General features: G+C 49.3%; 20 protein-coding genes. 9 read left to right on the top strand and 11 right to left on the bottom strand.

The genetic code is table 11. The annotated features are described in order from the left end of the window. Positions 1-193 precede the first annotated feature (193 nt). Positions 194-1,159 carry a helix-turn-helix transcriptional regulator gene (locus tag ACYVGR_RS12040; RefSeq protein WP_460956843.1) on the bottom strand — a complete coding sequence of 322 codons (966 nt, stop codon included), beginning with the start codon at positions 1,157-1,159 and terminating at the stop codon, positions 194-196. Positions 1,160-1,271: 112 nt separating this feature from the next. Between ACYVGR_RS12040 and ACYVGR_RS12045 the strand changes: the two genes are divergently transcribed. From ACYVGR_RS12045 to ACYVGR_RS12085, 9 genes are all read left to right on the top strand, one after another. After that, positions 1,272-2,129 carry an SDR family oxidoreductase gene (locus tag ACYVGR_RS12045; protein WP_460956845.1) on the top strand — a complete coding sequence of 286 codons (858 nt, stop codon included), beginning with the start codon at positions 1,272-1,274 and terminating at the stop codon, positions 2,127-2,129. A gap of 11 nt (positions 2,130-2,140) precedes the next feature. Further along, complete coding sequence (locus ACYVGR_RS12050; protein ID WP_460956847.1) at positions 2,141-2,566, top strand: DUF6640 family protein; 426 nt, start codon at positions 2,141-2,143, stop codon at positions 2,564-2,566. Between the two features lie 46 nt (positions 2,567-2,612). Continuing rightward, positions 2,613-2,840, top strand: coding sequence for a hypothetical protein (locus ACYVGR_RS12055; protein ID WP_460956849.1), 228 nt, complete (start codon positions 2,613-2,615; stop codon positions 2,838-2,840). Beyond that, positions 2,825-3,454, top strand: a complete 630-nt coding sequence (locus ACYVGR_RS12060) for a hypothetical protein (RefSeq protein WP_460956851.1) — start codon at positions 2,825-2,827, stop codon at positions 3,452-3,454. Before ACYVGR_RS12055 ends, ACYVGR_RS12060 begins: the two co-directional genes overlap by 16 nt. A 322-nt stretch (positions 3,455-3,776) precedes the next feature. Continuing rightward, positions 3,777-4,685 (top strand): helix-turn-helix transcriptional regulator, encoded by a 909-nt coding sequence (locus ACYVGR_RS12065; protein WP_460956853.1) that lies wholly within the window; start codon positions 3,777-3,779, stop codon positions 4,683-4,685. Between the two features lie 57 nt (positions 4,686-4,742). Beyond that, a complete protein-coding gene (gene ilvB, locus ACYVGR_RS12070; protein ID WP_460956855.1) occupies positions 4,743-6,476 on the top strand; it encodes a biosynthetic-type acetolactate synthase large subunit in 1,734 nt (577 codons plus the stop codon). Positions 6,477-6,606: 130 nt separating this feature from the next. After that, positions 6,607-6,804, top strand: a complete 198-nt coding sequence (locus tag ACYVGR_RS12075) for a hypothetical protein (RefSeq protein WP_460956857.1) — start codon at positions 6,607-6,609, stop codon at positions 6,802-6,804. Positions 6,805-6,826: 22 nt separating this feature from the next. Beyond that, the gene (locus ACYVGR_RS12080) at positions 6,827-7,861 is read left to right on the top strand and encodes a GntR family transcriptional regulator (protein WP_460956859.1); all 1,035 of its coding nucleotides are present in this window, start codon (positions 6,827-6,829) and stop codon (positions 7,859-7,861) included. A 21-nt stretch (positions 7,862-7,882) separates the two neighbouring features. Beyond that, a complete protein-coding gene (locus ACYVGR_RS12085; RefSeq protein WP_460956861.1) occupies positions 7,883-11,380 on the top strand; it encodes a VCBS repeat-containing protein in 3,498 nt (1,165 codons plus the stop codon). Between the two features lie 217 nt (positions 11,381-11,597). Here the strand turns inward: ACYVGR_RS12085 and ACYVGR_RS12090 are convergent, their stop codons facing one another. The 10 genes from ACYVGR_RS12090 to ACYVGR_RS12135 form a co-directional block, all read right to left on the bottom strand. Continuing rightward, a complete protein-coding gene (locus ACYVGR_RS12090; protein ID WP_460956863.1) occupies positions 11,598-12,146 on the bottom strand; it encodes a bifunctional nuclease family protein in 549 nt (182 codons plus the stop codon). Between the two features lie 4 nt (positions 12,147-12,150). Next, on the bottom strand, positions 12,151-12,369 hold the full coding sequence (locus ACYVGR_RS12095) for a hypothetical protein (RefSeq protein ID WP_460956865.1): 219 nt from the start codon (positions 12,367-12,369) through the stop codon (positions 12,151-12,153). Further along, positions 12,369-13,016, bottom strand: coding sequence for an urease accessory protein (locus tag ACYVGR_RS12100; protein ID WP_460956867.1), 648 nt, complete (start codon positions 13,014-13,016; stop codon positions 12,369-12,371). Before ACYVGR_RS12100 ends, ACYVGR_RS12095 begins: the two co-directional genes overlap by 1 nt. 88 nt (positions 13,017-13,104) lie before the next feature. After that, entirely contained in the window at positions 13,105-14,223 is a 1,119-nt protein-coding gene (locus ACYVGR_RS12105; protein ID WP_460956869.1) for an NHL repeat-containing protein, read from the bottom strand. Positions 14,224-14,298: 75 nt separating this feature from the next. Then, positions 14,299-15,351: a hydrogenase expression/formation protein HypE gene (hypE, locus tag ACYVGR_RS12110; RefSeq protein ID WP_460956871.1), complete on the bottom strand. Its 1,053-nt coding sequence runs from the start codon at positions 15,349-15,351 to the stop codon at positions 14,299-14,301. A 103-nt stretch (positions 15,352-15,454) separates the two neighbouring features. Beyond that, positions 15,455-16,555, bottom strand: a complete 1,101-nt coding sequence (gene hypD / locus ACYVGR_RS12115) for a hydrogenase formation protein HypD (RefSeq protein WP_460956873.1) — start codon at positions 16,553-16,555, stop codon at positions 15,455-15,457. Continuing rightward, positions 16,552-16,827, bottom strand: a complete 276-nt coding sequence (locus ACYVGR_RS12120) for a HypC/HybG/HupF family hydrogenase formation chaperone (RefSeq protein ID WP_460956875.1) — start codon at positions 16,825-16,827, stop codon at positions 16,552-16,554. The genes hypD and ACYVGR_RS12120 overlap by 4 nt, the downstream gene beginning before the upstream one ends. Next, complete coding sequence (gene hypF, locus ACYVGR_RS12125) at positions 16,805-19,144, bottom strand: carbamoyltransferase HypF (protein WP_460956877.1); 2,340 nt, start codon at positions 19,142-19,144, stop codon at positions 16,805-16,807. Before hypF ends, ACYVGR_RS12120 begins: the two co-directional genes overlap by 23 nt. Positions 19,145-19,188: 44 nt before the next feature. Beyond that, positions 19,189-19,911, bottom strand: coding sequence for a hydrogenase nickel incorporation protein HypB (gene hypB / locus ACYVGR_RS12130; protein ID WP_460956879.1), 723 nt, complete (start codon positions 19,909-19,911; stop codon positions 19,189-19,191). Between the two features lie 79 nt (positions 19,912-19,990). Continuing rightward, positions 19,991-20,332 (bottom strand): hydrogenase maturation nickel metallochaperone HypA/HybF, encoded by a 342-nt coding sequence (locus ACYVGR_RS12135; protein ID WP_460956881.1) that lies wholly within the window; start codon positions 20,330-20,332, stop codon positions 19,991-19,993. Between the last annotated feature and the right edge of the window lie 54 nt (positions 20,333-20,386).

A 20,386-nucleotide genomic window follows, 5' to 3' on the forward strand; every position in this document is an offset into this window, starting at 1 on the left:
GTGACGTCTTGTTGGATAAGAACAATGAATGCCCAAGTAGATATACTTCATTGGCTTACTAGAATGTATAGTGAATTAGGCCCGTCAATCTATCAAAATTTAAGATTCTCAAAAACCGCTCCCACTTCAGACGAGGTAACGTTCATCTAGTTGGCTCGAAAATACGGACGTTTGAAAAGACAGCTATACCCGGCTATGTGGCTGAAAATTTCTTGGGCTTTAGGCCAATGTGCTCTTCAAACACCCGGCTGAAATGACTCAGATTGCTGAACCCCAGCGCATAGCCTACTTCACTGACCGATAGCTGTCTCTCCTGCAATAAAGAGGCTGCTTTTTTCATCCGCATCGTTTGGTAGTAGCTGTAAGGCCCGCAGCCAAAGACCTGTTTGAACAACCGCTTGAGCTTCGACAGACTCATACCCCCTAACTCGGCCAATTCAACCAGCGGTGGAGCCTCGACCAGATCGGCAATCAATCGATCCCGTATCCGATATAACGCTTTCAAATCCGTAGCGTTGATCGAATGCAGGCTGCGATCCTGGCGTTGTACCAGTTCCATCAACAGGCAACAAATCAGCTCTTCGGCTTTCACCTTGTAGTAAAAACGTTGCAAAGAAACAGGTACAGATCTGTCCATCATCTCGTGAACGATTTCCCCGAGCCGTACCGAAACCAACTCGTCAAACACCAGCGGCTGACGGTTGTCAAGCAGCGTTTTCACCACCAGACTCTCCACTTCTCCAGCCAGCAGTTCCCTCAGGTAAGCCGGGTCCACAGCCAGTTTGATAAGGTTGAACTTAACACCACGGGGAATATGGATTTCGGCATCTAACCCCTGGGTGCTGATGGTGACCGATGGGAGCGGCTTTTGGAAGACCTCGCCCGCAACCGCTTCTGACGGATCTTCTTTTAGCAGACCGCTGATCCCAATTTGAATCATACTGTCTGGCATCGGAAAGCTTTGCCGTTTCACCAGGAGATCATCGTCCAGCCTATAATGCCGTACAATCAACCGAAGGTGGTGGCCAAACATAAAACCCATCACATAGCCGCTGCCATATTGGGCAGGAATGATGACCCGGCCATTTTCGACCGGACTGCCAACGGTTTGGGCAAAAGCCGCTAGAAAATTAGCACCATCACGAGCGGTTATTTGCATCGATAGAATTGAGCTTTTACAACTATTCTTGTGGCTAAACTAGGTATTTTACCAGGAAAGTACAAGCGACCTTTGTGTTGTTCTTGAATTACATACGAAAACAGACACAACGATGCTATTTATCACAGGGGCTACCGGCAGTATTGGTTCTGAATTGTGCCGTTTGCTGGCGGCTGACCGCATTCCTGGCCGGGCTATGTACCGAAAAGAGAACCAGCAAACCCGCTTTCAAGCGTTAGGACTGGAAGCCGTTCGTGCGGATTTCAATGACACGAATTCGATGCGGCAGGCCATGCAGGGTTGCGATCAGTTATTTCTGCTTACCTCGCCCGACCCCTGGCACGCCGAACGGGAAATGGCCATCATCAACTTAGCCATTGAGCTGGGTATTCAACACATCGTCAAAATTTCAACGGCGAATACCAATCCGAGTTCGCCACTAGCCTATGCCCGATCTCACGCCCAGATCGACCAGTATTTACGCAACCAACCGATTGATTGGACCATCTTGCGGCCCACGGGCTTCCTGCAAAATTTCACCGAGTATGCCCACCCGATCAGCCAGGGTATTTTACCCCACATGCTCGGAGATGGACAGATCGGTTATATCGATCTACGCGATATTGCCCTGGTGGCCAAACACGTATTAACCCAACCCGGCCACGCCAAAGCAACCTATTACCTGACCGGGCCAGCTTCATTGACCATGGCGGAGGTAGCCGCCGAACTAACCGCTCGATTAGGTCATGCGGTACGGGCTGTCAACCAGTCAGAGGCCGATACCCGGAAGGCATTGGGCTACGGGGGACTGGATGCCTGGCATATTGATGCGTTGATTGAGCAATTCAAGATTGGGGCGATCGGTGGTGAAATTGACGTGACCAGCGAAGTGGCCCGGCTAACGGGGCAGGCCCCAAGAACACTCACCCAGTTTGTGAACGAGTATCGAAATCACTTTTTAACCCATTAACACGTACAGCTATGAAAGCCATATCGATTGGTAAATTTCTGATTACCCTGGTGGCCATTTGGGCTACGGTCGGTTCCTACATCTTCGACTGGAATCACACCCATATTTATAATCCGGCCTGGCCTCCCCATGCTAAGTTTCACAATGCCCAGACGATGTTGTTGGGTACGGTTATCGGCTTAACGGCCCTTTGGGTGCTGTGGTGGCCCAAAGGGGAGTATTCCTATCGCCTTCGGGTTGCTTCAGCTTTAGCAAGCTACTACTGGATCACGCAGGCGGGGTCTCTTTTGTTTCCAGGCACGGCCTTAGTCGATCCGCAGTTCGCCTACCCCGGTCAGCCACCTGCTCAGCTCATCGTCGATGTGGTTATGCTGGTGCTACTGGCCATCGGTTTCGTAGGGGAAAGAAGCCGACTCAAGCGTAATCCGCAGCTATAGAACCCCTTACTTAGGTTAGTTACGTTACTAGTTTAATCGTTGTTTTATGGAATCGAATCAAGGGGTTGCCAAACCTAAAATCTGGAAGATGCTGCTCATTGCCTGGCTATTTGCGTATGTGGTCGTTAACGTCGTATTCGCCCTACTCGGCCCTTATCTAAGTGAATTACACCCGTTGGTGCGAAGTGGACTTATTACGACCATTCTGGTCCCCACCTTCGGGCTAGCCTTACCCGCCATCCAGCGAAAACTGTATCCATGGACAATCCGCTAATGGCTATCTGCTTACAGACGGCACAGACGGTCAGTCCCGAGTCGGCGCACCGACTGCTGACACCCCGCTATATGTACCTCACCGAAAACGTACTGACTTTTTTATTGGCGACGGTAGCCACTCTAGTAGCTACCTTAACAGGCTTGATTGGTGCTTTTTCGACCTTTCGACTGCAGGAAAGCAACCGGGAAATTAATCTGCTGAAGAATTTGGTCTTGAGAAAGCCCGTAGGCACGAATCAGGTGCTGGTTGATGTGATCAAAGCCAATACGTACGAATCACTCGAAAAGGTGTATGATCGTAACCTGGCCAGTGTTGAGCTTTTACATCAGGCCATAGTAGATGGAACGCCATCCGCTTATCAGGCTGAATTGCTAGCCGATATTGATAACATCCGGCGTAACCAGGTTATTCATGACCAGAAGAAGTATCTTACCCTGAGGGGTTTTCAAACTTCGCTTGCCTTTGTTTTTATAACCCTTCTACTGCTCGCATTAACTAATTGGCTGCTCCTGCTGGGTTCTTATTTATGGCCATCGCTAGGGGGCTATTTGGTGGCTGTGGGCTATTGCTTATGGCTATTTACAGACCAATTAAAAAAGTTAATGGCCTGATCAACTGGCAATAAGGCGCTTGCCCCATCAATCAAACAATCTCCAATAAGGCTCCTCAACGGGAGACTGCATTTTGCGTTACTTGAAGGAAACGCTCGGCAATACTACTACAAGTAACGAATTTGATGGGCCTGCATCGGCCGCGATCCATTTTTTTCATTTACCCTACTCGACCACATTCACTATGCTGAAAGATCGACTAGCTTACCAATTAACCCGAAACCGGAATTATCTCTTTTCATCTATGGAGGTTTTCCGATTTATTAAATAATTTCATCGTCTATGAGTAGGTAAGTGGCCCAATTAGTTCAACCATGAGACGATGAGAATCATACATGACACCACTCCTCTTTCCAGTAGTAGTCACGGAAAGAACACACCGGGTCTGTATGCCCGATTTAGCTGGCAGCATTGGTCATTTGAACAAGGACTAAGTGCTCATTATTTCACGTTTCAAACGCAGTCTGCGCACCATTTGACGACGCTCTATGGCGAAGAGTGTTTCAAGATTGTGCTTTGTATTTCAGGGCAAGCCAACATAGATTCCCTCCAGCGACGGTTTTCGTTTCAGGCAGGCAAACTTTACCTGTACAAAGCCTTAGCGGTATCTGAATCTAATTTGCAGGCTGGAATGGCTTACGAGCTGCTCCATATACATTTCCCTGTATCGAAGCTGCAAGCAGTGATCGCGGACACCCCGCTCCATGATATGCTTCTGAACGGAAATCAAGTGCTTTCCTTATCGTTAACGCCAACGATTTTTGGCCTGATTCTAACCCTTATTAATTCGGAGTTTCAGGGGGCGTTACGTCAATTACAAGTGGAGAGTGTGCTGTATCAGCTCTTGTTTGAAATTATCAAAACAGCAGACAGCACCTATCCACCTGTTCGTCACGCTATATCGACAAACCAAACCAGGCTGATACAGGAGGCTAAAGAACTACTTGATACCCATACAGGCTACATATCGATACGTCAGCTCGCGAAAGAGGTGGGCACGAACATGGTTTCGCTTAAAACGGGCTTTAAAGCGCTTTACAAGACAACTATTTTTAGTTATCAGCAAAACAAAAATTTACAAAAAGCCTATGAGCTGCTTTTGGCGGAGAATATGACCATTCAGCAGGTCAGCGAGTGTTGTGGATACCAAAGTCTTGGCAGTTTCTCGAATGCGTTTCTCCGACGGTACGGCCATCGACCCTCAGCGTTGCGGAAACGACCGATTGAATAAAACATGTTTCTTATCGGATAAGAAAACTAGCCTGGTGATGCCCCATTTTTGCTTGCCATGAAACAAGCAACTAATGGTTTACCGACACCAACGTTTCAAGGCGATGCGATTGATCAAACCGGCGCACAAGCAGTCCTTGAAGCACTCTTAGAGGAAGGAGTCAATACAATTTTTGGCTACCCCGGTGGAGCAATCATACCGGTTTACGACGCCTTGTACGATTATACCCCCTTCCTGACGCATATTACCGTAAGGCACGAACAGGGAGCTATTCATGCGGCCCAGGGTTATGCCCGGGTCAGTGGCCGAACAGGTGTTTGCCTGGCGACTTCGGGCCCCGGTGCGACAAACTTAGTGACAGGCATTGCTGATGCCATGATGGATTCCACGCCCGTTGTCTGTATTGTCGGCCAGGTGAATTCAAACCTGCTGGGAACAAACGCATTTCAGGAGGTCGATATGATTACCCTAACCCAGCCAATCACTAAGTGGAATTATGAACTAATTCACCCAGATGAAATACCCGGCATCATCGCAAAAGCATTTCACATCGCCCGCTCAGGACGCCCTGGTCCAGTAGTAATCAGCATTACCAAGGATGCGCAGCTCATGCCGTTGCAAAGACAGGTTGAACGCAGGCTTACTTTTACCTCAAAAAAGCCACCGTTACCTGATCCAACACCGCTACAGCGCGCGGCCGATTTCCTGAACGAGGCCACATTTCCGTTCATCCTGGCCGGTCAGGGAATATTGTTGGCGAAAGCAACCAACGAACTTGTCAATCTTGCCGAAACAATGGGTAGCCCGGTTGCTACTACGTTACTGGGTCAATCTGCTTTCCCGACTGACCACTCACTGTACACTGGCTGGCTGGGTATGCACGGTACGTATGCCAGCAATATGCTAACGACAAAATGTGATGTTATCATTGCCATCGGGATGCGTTTCGACGAGCGTGTTACGGGAGACCCGAATGCGTTTGCCACTCAGGCTAAAATCGTTCATATTGATATTGACCCCGCCGAAATCGGCAAAGTGATTCAACCCGAAGTTGCGTTGGTGGGGGATGCCAAAGAGATTTTACGTCAACTGATACCGCTGTTAAAGGCGCATCCTTCCTCTAATTGGCAATCGCATTTTACCAGGTACCAATCACTCGAAAGCGAGAAGATCACCAGGCGGGAGCTGGCGCCAACCACGCAGAAGATAAAGATGGCTGAGGTTATCGCCATGCTTTCCGACAAGACGGCGGGTAATGCCGTGCTGGTCACTGACGTAGGCCAACACCAGATGAAGGCGTCACGTTATTATCAATTTCGCCGAACACATAGCTTAATAACGTCCGGAGGCTTTGGCACAATGGGGTTTGCGCTCCCGGCTGCCATTGGTGCCAAAGTGGGCGCGCCGGACCGTGACATTATAGTCGTTGTTGGCGACGGGGGTTTTCAGATGACTCTAAAAGAGTTGGCAACAATAGCGCACTATGGGTGGCCCATCAAGATAATTCTGCTAAACAACAACTACCTAGGCATGGTACGGCAATGGCAACAATTGTTTTTTGACCACCGGTACTCGTTTGTTCATTTACAAAACCCAGACTTTATGACGATTGCTCGTGGGTTTGCTATCGATAGTAAACAGTGTAGCCAGCGTGAATTACTTTCAGCCAGTTTAGATGACGTATTGGCTAGCCATCAACCATTCTTACTGGAAGTGATTGTCGAACAGGAAGAAAATGTATTTCCAATGTTCCCCGCTGGAGGGCGAATGGATCAGATTCGTTTGGAGTAGAGCGCCAATTAATACATTGGTCAAGGCACATCGAACCAAGTCAACAAATTAGATAGAATAACAGCCCAGACACCTCGTTTCTGGGCTGTTTTCATTATAAAGGCATTTTTTGCAATTAACATCCAAGTTTTTGCACAAATTATCCAAGTCGATCCTTGCCCATTCGCCTACTTTCGCTTCATCATTCGCCTATGTTTTTACCCGATTGAAACGACAGTATAACAGCAAACTCAGGCAATCGATGAGCCATAAGCAAAGCTATTTGTTCGAAGCGTTGATTGTCCTGCTGATCCTATTATTACTCGTACTGGGTATCGGCTGGATGTAAGTAAACACGAACCGACACGATTATGATTGGGGGAACTGCGCTTCGAAATGCATCCTTTTTACGGATTGACGAAAACGGAAAAACACCCAAATTCCAACAAATTGTCAACGGCATTATTGCCCAGATTGAAGCGGGCATTTTTAAACCCGGCGACCGATTGCCTTCCATCAATGAAACCAGTGCTGAGTATTATCTGGCTCGCGCTACGGTCGAGAAAGCGTATTGCAATCTGCTCAAAAGTGGTCACATCACCTCCTTATACCGTAAAGGCTTTTACATCTCGCAGGGCAAAATCGTCAAACGCGTACTGTTTCTGACGGGTACGATCAGTGAAACGAACCGGGCGATTTTTAAGGTAGTAAGCGAACAGCTTGGTAAAACCTATAAAGTCGATATTTATGCCTACGAATATCAGCGCGATTACCTGTTGGATGAGCTGGAAAAGCAAGCGGGTAATTACCATTATTTCGTACTGATGCCGCACCATCTGGGCGAAATCTGCGACCTGACCGACCTACTGAAGAAAATTCCATCGGATCGGCTTATTTTTCTGGATGGCTCAACCGTACCATCTCTGCGCAACTGTGCGTCGGTGCGCTTTGGCTGTGGCGACCATTTTCGGGCCGTTCTCGAAGCGAATGCCGCTACGTTCCGCAAGTACCACACGCTCAATTTCGTTACAACCGACAACGAGTACATCCCCGCCGACTGGTACAGCACATTTCTTGATTTTACGGAATCGCATCATCTGACGGGACAAGTACTGGACGACGTTTGGGAGGTGCCTTTGCAAGCGGGTGCGGCTTATCTGTTTGCCGACGATAACGATTTGATAACCATCATTCAGGAAGCAAATCAAAAGGGGTTGATGGTGGGGCACGATGTGGGAATTGCGTCTTTCAACGATGCTCCTTACAAAGCGGTGCTGGGCGGTGGCATTTCGGTGATACAAACCGACGTAGCAGCGATTGGGCGGAATCTGGCGAGCATCGTTAGGCAGAACCAGAAACAGACCGTCCGCATTCCGATGCAGTTTATTGATCGTGGATCGTTGTAAAGCCCTTCGCCTGTCTGATTCATGCAACGACTTGTATTTCTCCTGATTCCTCTGGTAGCCTCTCTGGTCTGGGCCGTCGGGCACAATCCATCGACGCCAAAACGATTCCGACGGCTGCCCTCCTCGCAAACGGGTATTACGTTCAACAACCGGATTCAGGAATCGGACTCGGTGAACATTTTACGCTTTGAATACCTCTACAATGGAGGGGGCGTTGGTATTGGCGACTTCAATAACGACGGTTGGCAGGATATTTTTTTTACGGGCAATCAGGTTTCTTCCCGCTTATATCTGAGTACAGGAAAGGATGAAGAACCCCCATTGCATTTCGAGGACATAACGGAATCGGCGGGTGTAACGACGCATGCCTGGTGCACGGGTGTTACCATTGTTGACCTGAATCAGGACGGCTGGCAGGACATTTACGTGAGTGTGGCTGGTTACGACAAAGACACGACCAAACGGGCTAATCTGCTGTTTATCAATCAGACGAAAAAGAAAGGCGATCCGGTTCGGTTTCGGGAACAAGCCCGCGAATATGGCCTGAACGACATGGGCTACAGCACCCAAACTGCTTTTTTCGATTACGACCACGACGGTGACCTGGACGCTTATGTACTGACCAATGCCCTCGACCGCTACAATCGCAACGCCCTACGCCCGAAGATGGTGAACGGCGAAGCCCCCAGTAATGATCGACTGTACCGGAACATGAGTGCAGAAAGAGCGAAAGAGCGAATGAGTGAAAGAGTGAATCGGAACGCCGAATCGCTCTCTCACTCATTCGCTCTTTCGCTCTTTAAAAACGTTACCCGCGAGGCAGGCATCTTAACGGAAGGGTATGGACTGGGTATTACGATTGCGGATCTGAATAGTGATGGCTGGGAGGATGTCTACTGCGCGAATGATTTTCTGTCTAATGATTTGGTGTGGGTTAATAATCAGGATGGTACGTTCACCAATAGAACGGCTGACTATCTGAAGCATCAGTCTCACAACGCGATGGGCGTCGATATCGCTGATATCAATAATGATTTGCTGCCCGATATTATGGTCGTTGATATGCTGCCCAATACGAACCAGCGGCAGAAAATGATGCTCCCCGGCTACAATTACGACCGTTTTCGTATGGATTTGCAGATGGGCTACCAGCCGCAATACATGCGGAATACCTTGCAGTTGGGCGTGGGTCAGGGAGCATTCTCCGAAATTTCTCAACTGTCGGGTGTCGATAAAACGGATTGGAGCTGGGCACCGCTATTCGCCGATTTTGACAATGATGGCTACCGCGATTTACTGATTACCAATGGCTATCGACGTGACGTAACAAATCTGGATTTTACCACCTATCTGGCTGATTTACATGCCGGAGGGTTTGGTGATGAGCAGGAGAAAAATAAAAAAGCCTACAAAAAACTGATGGAACTGCCAGACGTAAAACTGGCTGATTTCTGCTATCGCAATCGAGGAGCAGAAGGAAATCTAACGTTTGAGGACGTATCGGAGCAATGGGGTTTCGAAGCGCCCAATTTCTCAAATGGGGCTGCTTACGCCGATCTGGACAATGACGGTGATCTGGACATAGTCATTAACGCCATCGATGACGAAGCCTTTGTCTATGAAAATAGCTCGGAGCGGGGAGCAGGGAGCCGTATAAGTAAAGGGCACGAAAATTCGTGGCTACGACTGGCCCTCGAACGAAATCCGTCGCAGGGAACACGGGTGAATGTCTACTCTGGGAATCATACGCAAACGGCCGAGTTTAACCCAACCCGTGGGTATGTATCGTCAGTAGAGCCGTATCTGCATTTCGGCCTCGGCACTACTGCGGTTGTTGACTCTGTGGAGATCATCTGGAACGATGGTACGTATCAGGTACTACGTACTGTAATACCGAATCAGTTGTTACGTGTTGCTTATCAGCCAATTGGAAAATACAAATCACGTAGTGTTTCGACACCCACTTATTTTCAGGAAATACCCGCAACTGATTTAGGGCTGGATTATGTCCATGTCGAGAGTGAGTTTAATGACTTTGCCCAGACGCCTTTACTACCCCACAAGCACTCGCAGAATGGACCACCAATGGCCGTAGCCGATGTGGATGGAAATGGGTTGGAAGACATCTACATCGGCTCGGATTTTGGTCAGAGAAGTTATCTGTATTTCCAGCAGTCCAACGGTCGTTTTGCGAAAACCGAACTTCTAAAAGGGCCGAATCAGGAGGATACCGGCGCTTTGTTTTTCGATGCGGATCAGGATGGTGATCAGGACCTGTACGTCGTCAGCGGGGGAAGCCACGCAAACGCTCCTTCAGACGCCTATCAGGATCGGCTTTATCTGAACGATGGGAAAGGCCATTTAACGCTATCCAAACAGGCATTACCCATCACCAATATTAGTGGTTCCTGCGTTAGCGCCTGTGACTTTGACCACGACGGTGATCTGGATTTGTTTCGAGGTAGCCGACTGATTCCGGGTCAGTACCCAATGCCCGCCAGCAGTTTTCTCTTCAAAAACGAACGTGGTCGGTTTATCGATGTAACAGCACAGGTCGCCCCTGAACTACAAAACATTGGTCTGGTTACGTCAGCCGTATGGACCGATTTCGATAAAGATGGTTTGCAAGACTTAGCCCTTTGTGGCGAATGGATGCCTGTGACTATACTGCACGGAGCGTGGAGCAGGGAGCAGGGTCTGAAGAACTATGTTTTGCGATCCCAGCCCCATGCCCCTCGCTCCATGCCTCCCGGCTGGTGGAATACGCTCGCTACTGCCGATTTTGATCATGACGGCGATATGGATTTGCTGGCTGGAAATCTGGGATTGAATACCAAATACAAAGCATCACCCCAGGAACCAATTGAATTATATGCCGCCGATTTTGATAAAAACGGACGTATCGATCCAATCATAACCTATTACAATGATCGACAGCAGTGGATACGCCAAACACGCGATTTGTTAACGGCGCAAATTCCATCCATGAAACGCCGTTTCCCCAATTTTGATACCTACGCCAATACTACCTTCAACGAATCGTTTACTGAAGAGGAACTCAAATCGGCTTACCACCTAACGGCAACTGAGTTTCGTAGCCTATACTACGAAAACGTCGGTAATGGGTTTAAAGCGCATCCGCTTCCTGTGGAAGCCCAATTTGGCCCTGTATACGGTGTTGTGGTCGATGATTTTAATAGGGATGGGTATCAAGATGCTTTCCTCATCGGTAATTCTTATGCATCAGAAACGATCGGCGGCTGGTATGATGCCTCGAAAGGCACCTTATTGCTTGGCGGTAAACGCGGTGGATTTGTGGTTAGCAACCTGAAGGGGCTGACTGCCGATAAAGAAGCGAAATCGATCGTGCAACTTCATCGAAAGAATGCAGCTTCCATGATCATAATTGGTAATAATAACGGCCCGCTTCAAGTGTTTAGCAGGGTCAATAACGATGAACGATATACTAGCCTAAAACGGCATAACAGGTCTACATATACCCGAAATAGATATCCATAGGTTTATTGACAAGGCACGAACAATTTATCCAATAAAAGGCTACCCCTACTATTTAACTAACACACTATCTTGCTATAAATGAACATTTTACGTTGATTCGATTAACGATGAAAATCGTTCACGAAAACGTCGGTATATTTTCAGGACAAGGCAGAAATTTTAATATCTGTCCAACTCTATCAGTCGCATACGCTTAACCCTCAGGCTTACGGAGTTTTTAATTTCTTTTTCGCCGATCAATGGCGTCGCGCACACGGGCGGCACTTTCGTAGTCTTCTTTCTTGATGATTTTAGCTAATAGTTCTTCCAGCTCAGCCAGGGTGTACTCGGCGTATGAGCCTTTTTTGTCACGGGTTTTATCGTCAACGAAATAGCCTGATGTATTCACCACCTCCTCGCTGGCACGAAGTGGGCAATCGAAGCGAACAGCTAAAGCGATGGCATCGGATGGGCGGGCATCCAACTTGAGAGTTTCTCCGTCGGGTTTCAGGACTACAATAATGGCATAAAAAATCTCGTCCTGAACACGTGTAATGACAGCCTCTTTCAGGAGAATACCCGTCTGCTTTAACGTCCGATAAAACAGGTCATGGGTGAAGGGTCGAAGGGGTTGCATCTTCTCCATCGCTACGGCAATAGCCTGCGCTTCGCTGGCGCCAATGATTAGCGGTATGCGTCGTTTCCCGACGGTGTCTTCAAGGATAAGAGCATAATTGCCGGGTTTCGACAAGCTTTCCGAAAGGGCAATAATCGACAGATCAATCATCAGCCTAGGCGTCGTTTCGTTGAATAAACTGGCACAACGCCCCCATATCATCAAAAGGAGAAATCACAAAACCATCGACACTTAGTCGGTATAGATCCCGTTTTTCGACTTCAATCTGATAGCCATTGGTCAATGTGATATGCTTACCAGTATGGTTCTGCACCGGAATCTTCATTTCTGCCAGGGCATATAAGACAAAGTCAGTTTCGTTGTATGTCTCCATTAGGCTAATGCATTTTCATAAACAACTGTTGCGCCAAGGCCAATACAAACCATTGACGACATTACGACCAGCGTAGTCCGAACCATTGGATTCGTTAATAGCCGCACTGAAAAAGGCACACTGAATACACCAGCCGCCACCATCATACCCCCAATAGAGCCAACGCCAAACAATACTAAATAAAGCAGACCCGCCCCTGTTCCTTTAATCTGAGTCAGCACCGAAAGTATAAGAGCACCACTACCTGCCAGGCCGTGAATAAGGCCCACACCATAAGCCAACCCGTGATCGTGTCTTTCGTGTGCGTGAAATACTCCCGTCGGATGTGAATGTGCCAGTACCAAATTCGGCGGGACCACCAACTTGTACAGCCGTATACCACCAAGCGTCATGAGCATAACGCCGACGCCCGCTTCTAGAAAACGAAAGTCAGATTCGTGCAGGGCAAACTTTCCCAGCATAAAAATGCTGCCCACGATCAGGATTGTGGAGGTATGTCCAAGCCCCCAGAATACACCGTCTTTCAAAGCCAGCCGGATGTTATTTCGACGGGTCACAATATTGCTCACCGCCACTAAATGATCGGCCTCATACGCGTGGGTAAAACCGACACCCAAAGCCAATAAAAGGGGAAATAGCGTTTGCATATTGGTTATTGAGTTACTCGTTTATTAGTTATTGGCAACGAAATCAATGGATGAAAGTCTGAGGTCTATTGACTGAATTAGTGGACCGCTATTCGCTATTAACGAATAACAAATGACCAATAACAATCCGGTGGTTGCCCGTGTCGGCAATGACGAGCTGACCGTCATCCGTGCTGATCGAAAATGGCCAATAAAGTTGCTTGTCTGTACCGAAACGCGTGTTGGCATTCTCGCTTCCTGTCTCGAAACTGGCATGGCCAATCAGGTTATCGGCGGATTGATTGTGTTGCGTCGGCACGCTATCGAACCATAGAACCCGGCTATTACCTGTGTCGGCCACCAGTAGGCCATCGCCGTAGAAATGGGCATCATACGTCCAGCTCAACGTTTGTTTTGCCGGGAACAGGCTATATTGGTTTTGACCGTTACTATCAAAATCAGCCTGACCAATCAGTACGTCGGCGGGCTGGTTGGGGGCAGTACGCCAGTCATGCCAGATCAGCGTTCGGTAGTATTGGGTATCGGCTACGGCCATCTGCCCATTCGGCCCGATTTTGACAGAATATGGCCAAATAGGATTTACTGACTCGTAATCCCGTTCTGTGAAATCGGTTTGGCCGATAACTGCCGTAGCTGGGGCAGAAGATTCGCTTGGGATATGATCGTAATACAACACCCGGCGATTACCTGTATCAGCAATCCAGAGCTGTTCACCGTCGGAGGTCACGCCATAGGGCCAGTTCAAGGTTCGTTCGGTAGGCAGGGCTCCGATCCCTTTCCCGTTGGGCTGATTGCAGGTAAAATCTTCCTGACCCAGCACGGTATCGGCGGGTTGGCCATGCTGCGTTGGAAATTGGTTCCAGATCAGCACCCGGTGATTCCAGGCATCGGCTACAATCAATCGCTCTCCATCCGACCAAAGCCCCGATGGGTATTGCAGGGTATCGGCGGCAACATGTCCACCCGAATTTCGTCCTGTTTCTTCGGTGTCTAATTGACCAAGAATAACATCGGGTTCAGCGAACTCCGTTGTGGGTAGCTGGTTCCAGATAAAAACACGGTTCTGCCCCGTATCGGATACCATTAACTGTCCGCCTACCGTCCATACACCACGCGGAGCCAAAAAAGGATGCCCCGCACTTCCCCGAAAAACGGCATTTAACTCCACCAACGGGGGAAGGCCGGGTAAGGATTGCGTTAGGGACATAGTTGGTTAATGGTTATTGAGTTATTGAGTGTTAGTTACTGAGCTGTATAGGTAATTCTGATAACTGATAACCAATTAACAGATTCTTGGCAGTTGCTCGCCGACCAGCATATTCACCACCCGGCGACCGCCGATGCGACTTGTGAGCACAACCTGACCGGGATGTTCGGCAACGACTTCACCAATAATGGCTGCCGAATGGCCGTAGTCGAGTGTGTGTAGTTTTTCAAGGAAAGCACCGGCTACTTCGGGCGCGACGATTGCCAGAAAAACACCTTCGTTGGCTACGTAGAGAGGGTCAAGGCCCAATAATTCGCAGGCACCCGCTACCTCATCGAGCACCGGAATAGCCGCTTGTTTCAGGTCGACTCCCACACGGGTCGTGCCAACGTTTCGATCGCGAGCAATTTCGTTCAACACGGTTGCCACGCCACCCCGAGTCGGGTCACGTAAGAGGTGAATATCTTGGCCAAACTCGTCCAGCAATGCCAGAACAGTATGGTTCAACGGAGCGGTATCGCTCTCTAAGGTCGTTTCAAATTCCAGTCCTTCCCGCACCGACATGATCGCCATACCGTGGGTAGCAATGTGCCCGCTAACGATCACTTTATCGCCCGCTTTAACGTTTTTTATGCTGATGTGGGCCTGTGAGTGCAGTTCGCCGATGCCGGAGGTATTGATAAAAATCTTATCCCCTTTTCCGCGTTCAACCACCTTAGTATCGCCCGTGACAATATGTACGCCAGCCCGTTCGGAAGCGTCTTTTATACTGACCAGAACATCCCAGAATTCGGCCATCGTCAGACCTTCTTCCAGAATAAACCCCAGCGATAGGTATTTAGGAATAGCCCCGCACATCGCCAAATCGTTGACGGTTCCGTTAACAGCCAATTCGCCAATGTTGCCGCCGGGAAAAAATACGGGCGAGATGACGTAACTGTCTGTCGTGAAAGCCACGCGGCCTGTCAGGTTCAGTATAGCCCCGTCGTGGTGAGCATCGAGCAACGGATTACTGAGCAGATCAAAAACCCCCGCTTCGAGCAATTTATTGGTCAGAATGCCCCCGCTGCCGTGACCGAGCGTAATAATGTCGAAATCGAGTTTCGGCATAGGACAGTGAAGTTGCATAGCGATTGGATGAAAGAGTGAATGAGCGAAAGAGTAAATGAGTGAATGGGCGAATAAGTGAATTTCGATGCGAATAGTATCCGCTCTTTCGCCATTCGCTCTTTCACCCGTTCACCAATTCACTCATTGAAAAATGATAGTAAGCCGCACAGGCACCCTCCGATGACACCATGGGTGCGCCCAGCGGACGCTCAGGTGAGCAGGCACGTCCGAATTGACTACATTCATTCGGTTTTTTGATGCCTTTCAAAACCAGACCCGCAATGCAATCGGGGCATTCGGGGGCTTTGGTAATCGACACCGAAAACTTGCGATCGGCATCGAAGGCGGCAAGTTCAGGGCGCACCGCCCAGCCACTGCCGGGAATGTTTCCGATGCCCCGCCACTCGCGGTCTACGACTTCGAATACTTGTTCGATAATGCGCCTGGCCTCGGGATTCCCTTCTGGCCGAACTACGCGGGCATACTGGTTTTCAAGCTTGTATTCACCCCGCTCCAGTTGCCGCACCACCATCAGAATACCCTGCATCAGATCAACCGGCTCGAAGCCCGTTACAACCATGGGCATTTTATAGCGCTCAACCAATGGGCTGTACTCGTTGATACCCATAATGGCACAAACATGACCGGCCGCCAGAAAACCCTGAATATGGGTATTGTCATCCTGAATGACAGCATCCATAGCGGGCGGCACCAGTACATGAGACGCTAAAATCGAATAGTTTTTAAGCCCTAGTTTTTGAGCCTGTATGAGCGAAAGTGCATTGGCGGGCGCTGTCGTTTCGAAACCAACGGCGAAAAACACGACCTCGCGGTCGGGGTTTTCGCGCGCCAGCCGAACGGCCTCCAACGGCGAATACAGAATCCGGACGTCGGCCCCACCCGCTTTAGCATCGAGCAGGCTTTTGGTCGAACCCGGCACCCGGATCATATCACCGAACGAGCATAGAATTACACCCTTTTCTTCGGCCAGATACACTGCCTTGTCGATCAGATTAACGGGGGTCACACAAACCGGGCAGCCCGGCCCGTGTACCATTGTAACGAGGTCAGGCAATAGGTTCAGAATGCCATTTTTAACCAGCCCGTGTGTTTGTCCACCGCACACCTCCATGATTGTCCACGGGCGAGTGGCAGTTCGATGAAGTTCCTGAATGTACAGATCTACCAGTTCAGGGTCGCGGTATTCGGTGAGGTGTTTCATACAGCGGGGCAGTCTAGTTGGCTACTTTCTGTTAATTCGTCCAAGTCTCCTATCTCCCGGAGATAGGCAAACGTTTTCTCGGCTTCTTCTTCGTCCACAATGCTGATAGCGACGCCCACATGAACCAGCACATAGTCACCTATCTGCGCGCTTGGAACCATATCCAAACTAGCGTCTTTAATGATACCCCCGAAATTCACGCGGGCCATACGAACCAATCCATCGTACTGGCATTCGATGGATTTTATTTTACCGGGAATAGCTAAGCACATGGCAGGTTTCAGCTTTTAAACGTGAATTATTTGCAGTAGTCAACGCATAATGGGCCAATTGCCCAAACGAGATGCACTCGTCATTAGGTGAAAGCTGGCGATGAAAATAGAGTTGATAAGTTGGTTCCAGTTCGTACCGGAGCCAGTCTACGAGCAGCGCATTTTGAAAAACGCCACCACTAAAGGCCAGTTGTTGAATGCCCGTTTGCCGGGCAATAGCGGCTACAGCCTGCACCAGCGTGTAATGAAAGTTGGCCGCGATCTGGTTTATTGGCAGTCCAGCCAGATTATCCCGGACAACACCTGCTACGATAGCCCTTGTGGGTATCTGGGTTGTCATTAAAGCGTCAGGCAAATAGCTTTGGGACGCTTCATAACCGTTTTCCAGAACGTATTGAGCAGCTGTAGTTTCCAGTAGTAGTGCAGCCTCGCCCTCATAACTTACCCGGTCAACTAATCCCAGAAGGGAAGCAACGGCATCGAAAAGCCGTCCGACGCTACTGGTTTTCAGTCGGCTTTTGCTCAATTCGAGAAGTTTTAAATACAGAGACCATTCTTTATCCGTGAATTTTAACCTTAGTAGCTCATCAGCATCCGAAATAGTAAAAGCTAATGACAGTGCTGATAATCGCGGTTCGCGGGGCATTTTATCGCCTAGCAGCGCGTCAAAATAATCGAAGTGCCCTACCCGATCAAAGGTGCCGTTTTGATAGGAAATAAACTCACCACCCCAAATTTGTCCATCAGTACCGTAGCCCGTTCCATCCCAAATAATGCCCAAAACAGGCTCATTTTCGTTGGCTAAATCGTTTTCGGTCATTACCGCAGCCAGATGAGCTTCGTGATGTTGAACCATCACAAGTGGAACACCCCAGGCAGTCGATAAGTCGAAAGCTAACAGGCTTGAAAAATAGCCTTCGTGCATATCAGCCAGAATAACCTCGGGCGTTGCATCGAACAGATGTAAAAAATGATCGAGTGTAGCCCGAAAGCTGGTCTGCGTATCGTAGCTTTCCAGATCGCCGAGGTATTGACTAACATAGGTATTGCCCCTTACCTGCCAGGCAAACGTACTCTTGAGCGATGCGCCGAGCGCAAGAATATTGGCATTTCCCCCCCAGGCATTGAAAGTAACTGTCGGCGCCAATCCCCTCGAACGACGCAGTACAATAGGCTGGCGGTAAGTTGGCGACAACCGCATGACCGAATCATCCTGCGGCACAACTATGTCCCGATTATGGGTCAGGATCAGGTCGGCAACGGCGGATAGTTGCTCCAGCGCCTGCTTGTTGGTGTAGCAAATCGGTGAGCCACTTATGTTACCGCTGGTTGCCACTAATGGGGTATCAAAGTGGCTGGCAATTAACGCGAGCAGCGGGGCATAGGGTAGCATAACCCCCAATTGTTTCAGACCCGGTGCGAGCTGGTCAACGGCCAGCCTGGAGACGGATTGCGGTCGTAGATCCAGCAGCACGATGGGCGATATCGGACTGCTTAGTAGCGCCCGTTCATCGTCGGTCAGAAAACAATCCTGCTGTACGCTGCTCAGGTCCGGATACAGAACCGCCAGGGGCTTGGTGGGGCGATGTTTGCGTTCACGAAGCAGGCTTATGACGTTCTTGTTGGTTGCATCGCACACGAATAGATAGCCACCTATGCCTTTAACCGCTACGATACAGCCGCCCCGAAGACTGGAAACCACAGTTCGCAGGAGAACATTTTGGCTGGCCTGAAGGCAACAACCAGCCGAATCGTATACCTGTATCTCAATGGGGCAGGTTGGGCAGGAGTTGGTCTGGGCGTAGAACCGCCGGTTGGCCGGGTCGTTGTATTCCCGTTCACAGTCAACGCACATACCATATCCGGTCATGGTAGTGGTTGACCGGTCGTAGGGTACTTGGTACAGAATGGAGTAACGCGGCCCGCAATGCGTGCAGGTCGTGAAGGCGTAGCCAAAACGCCGATTGGTTGGATCATTTATTTCGGCCCGGCAGGTGTCACAAAGCGCCAGATCGGGCGTTAACAATAGTGATGCCGGACCTTTTACCTGACTATCAACAATCGAAAAGTCATCGAAATGAATCGGCTCAATCTCACGCAGTTCCACCGACCGAATCCGGGCGATTACGGGTGCTTCGGCCTGAACGCGGCTTGAAAATACCTGCGCCGTAGCAGGATCAGTAGTGATGTAAATATGTACCCCATCGGCTCCATTACGCACAGAACCTGGCAGTTTCATTGCCCGAGCCAATTGCCAGACGAAAGGCCGAAAGCCCACGCCCTGCACTTGTCCGGTAAGGTGAAGATGAAACGTCATGGGGTAGTGAATGAGTGAATGAGCGATATAGGTGTAAGCAACTTTCACTCATTCACTCTTTCGCTCTTTGAATATTGCTTTTGCTCTACCTTGGCCAGCAACCAACCGCACCACGCATCGAGGCCCTCGCCTGAGGTGCTGGAAATAGTCAACACCTCAATATCGGGGTTCACGTCGCGGGCGTCCTGGGTTACGTTCTCCACTTTGAAGGGTACATAAGGCAATAAGTCCGCCTTTGAGACGACCATCAGTTCGCTGGTCAGGAACATGCGTGGGTATTTTTTGGGCTTATCGTCGCCTTCGGTTGTGGCCAGCAGGGTTACACGCAAGTCTTCGCCGAGGTCGAAGGCGGCCGGGCAAACCAGATTGCCTACATTTTCGATAAACAGCACGTCTACACCCGTCAGGTCGATATGGTCGAGGGCCTGGTAAATCATTTGCGCTTCGATATGGCACATGCCCCCTGTCACGATCTGCAGGGCGTTGATTCCCACGTCGCGCATCCGAATGGCATCGCGTTCGGTTTCGGGGTCGCCTACCAGCACGGCCATATTCAGCCGACCGGCAAGTCGTTTACCGGTTTCCTGCATAAGTGTGGTTTTACCACTACCCGGCGACGAGCAGACGTTAATGACCAGTACATCGGGCAACCGATCACGAATGGCTTTTGCCACAAAATCATTGACCTTTAGCAGGTTCAGCGTGGTATTTTCGCACTGCACGGCTCCTACAGAAGCCTGATTTGATTTGGGTTTGGCAGTTATCATTGGTTAGTGGTTATTCGGTTATTGGTTACTGGTTATTCGGAGATCCAATCAACAAATAACCAGTAACCAATAACCAGTCTCAATCACAAAACTCTACTTTGCTTATCAGTAACTCTTCGCCTTGCACGACGTTTCGGCTGGGTTTCCCGCAGGAACAGACAAATTTGTAGTGCTGCACTTCGGTCGTTTTATCGCAGTCATCGCAATGGATCAGAATGGGTAGCACTTCTACATGCAGGCTCGTTTGCTGATACTTCGGTTCATCTTCCAATACAGCCGCAAATGCATTCTGCATCAGGATGGGTTGCACGTTCGAGAGTAACCCTGCTTTCAGATAAATACCCCGAATCCGATTTATATCGGCAGGAAACTCATCTTCAAGTGTTCGGAAAATATTACGGACTAATGAGATTTCATGCATTTTGGTTATTGGTTATTCGTTACTAAACTTCTCCGTAAGCCATTCATAACTACC

It is taken from the genome of Spirosoma litoris (assembly GCF_054776755.1).

Bases quoted from the DNA above. Each gene is read 5' to 3' on its own strand.
- hypB (WP_460956879.1), bottom strand. From the start codon at position 19,911: ATGATAACTGCCAAACCCAAATCAAATCAGGCTTCTGTAGGAGCCGTG.
- ACYVGR_RS12100 (WP_460956867.1), bottom strand. From the start codon at position 13,016: ATGCAAACGCTATTTCCCCTTTTATTGGCTTTGGGTGTCGGTTTTACC.
- ACYVGR_RS12080 (WP_460956859.1), top strand. From the start codon at position 6,827: ATGATTGGGGGAACTGCGCTTCGAAATGCATCCTTTTTACGGATTGAC.
- ACYVGR_RS12045 (WP_460956845.1), top strand. From the start codon at position 1,272: ATGCTATTTATCACAGGGGCTACCGGCAGTATTGGTTCTGAATTGTGC.
- ACYVGR_RS12065 (WP_460956853.1), top strand. From the start codon at position 3,777: ATGAGAATCATACATGACACCACTCCTCTTTCCAGTAGTAGTCACGGA.
- ACYVGR_RS12095 (WP_460956865.1), bottom strand. From the start codon at position 12,369: ATGGAGACATACAACGAAACTGACTTTGTCTTATATGCCCTGGCAGAA.
- ACYVGR_RS12135 (WP_460956881.1), bottom strand. From the start codon at position 20,332: ATGCATGAAATCTCATTAGTCCGTAATATTTTCCGAACACTTGAAGAT.
- ACYVGR_RS12050 (WP_460956847.1), top strand. From the start codon at position 2,141: ATGAAAGCCATATCGATTGGTAAATTTCTGATTACCCTGGTGGCCATT.
- ACYVGR_RS12060 (WP_460956851.1), top strand. From the start codon at position 2,825: ATGGACAATCCGCTAATGGCTATCTGCTTACAGACGGCACAGACGGTC.
- ACYVGR_RS12055 (WP_460956849.1), top strand. From the start codon at position 2,613: ATGGAATCGAATCAAGGGGTTGCCAAACCTAAAATCTGGAAGATGCTG.
- ilvB (WP_460956855.1), top strand. From the start codon at position 4,743: ATGAAACAAGCAACTAATGGTTTACCGACACCAACGTTTCAAGGCGAT.
- hypF (WP_460956877.1), bottom strand. From the start codon at position 19,144: ATGACGTTTCATCTTCACCTTACCGGACAAGTGCAGGGCGTGGGCTTT.
- ACYVGR_RS12105 (WP_460956869.1), bottom strand. From the start codon at position 14,223: ATGTCCCTAACGCAATCCTTACCCGGCCTTCCCCCGTTGGTGGAGTTA.
- hypE (WP_460956871.1), bottom strand. From the start codon at position 15,351: ATGCAACTTCACTGTCCTATGCCGAAACTCGATTTCGACATTATTACG.
- ACYVGR_RS12085 (WP_460956861.1), top strand. From the start codon at position 7,883: ATGCAACGACTTGTATTTCTCCTGATTCCTCTGGTAGCCTCTCTGGTC.
- ACYVGR_RS12040 (WP_460956843.1), bottom strand. From the start codon at position 1,159: ATGCAAATAACCGCTCGTGATGGTGCTAATTTTCTAGCGGCTTTTGCC.
- ACYVGR_RS12090 (WP_460956863.1), bottom strand. From the start codon at position 12,146: ATGATTGATCTGTCGATTATTGCCCTTTCGGAAAGCTTGTCGAAACCC.
- hypD (WP_460956873.1), bottom strand. From the start codon at position 16,555: ATGAAACACCTCACCGAATACCGCGACCCTGAACTGGTAGATCTGTAC.
- ACYVGR_RS12120 (WP_460956875.1), bottom strand. From the start codon at position 16,827: ATGTGCTTAGCTATTCCCGGTAAAATAAAATCCATCGAATGCCAGTAC.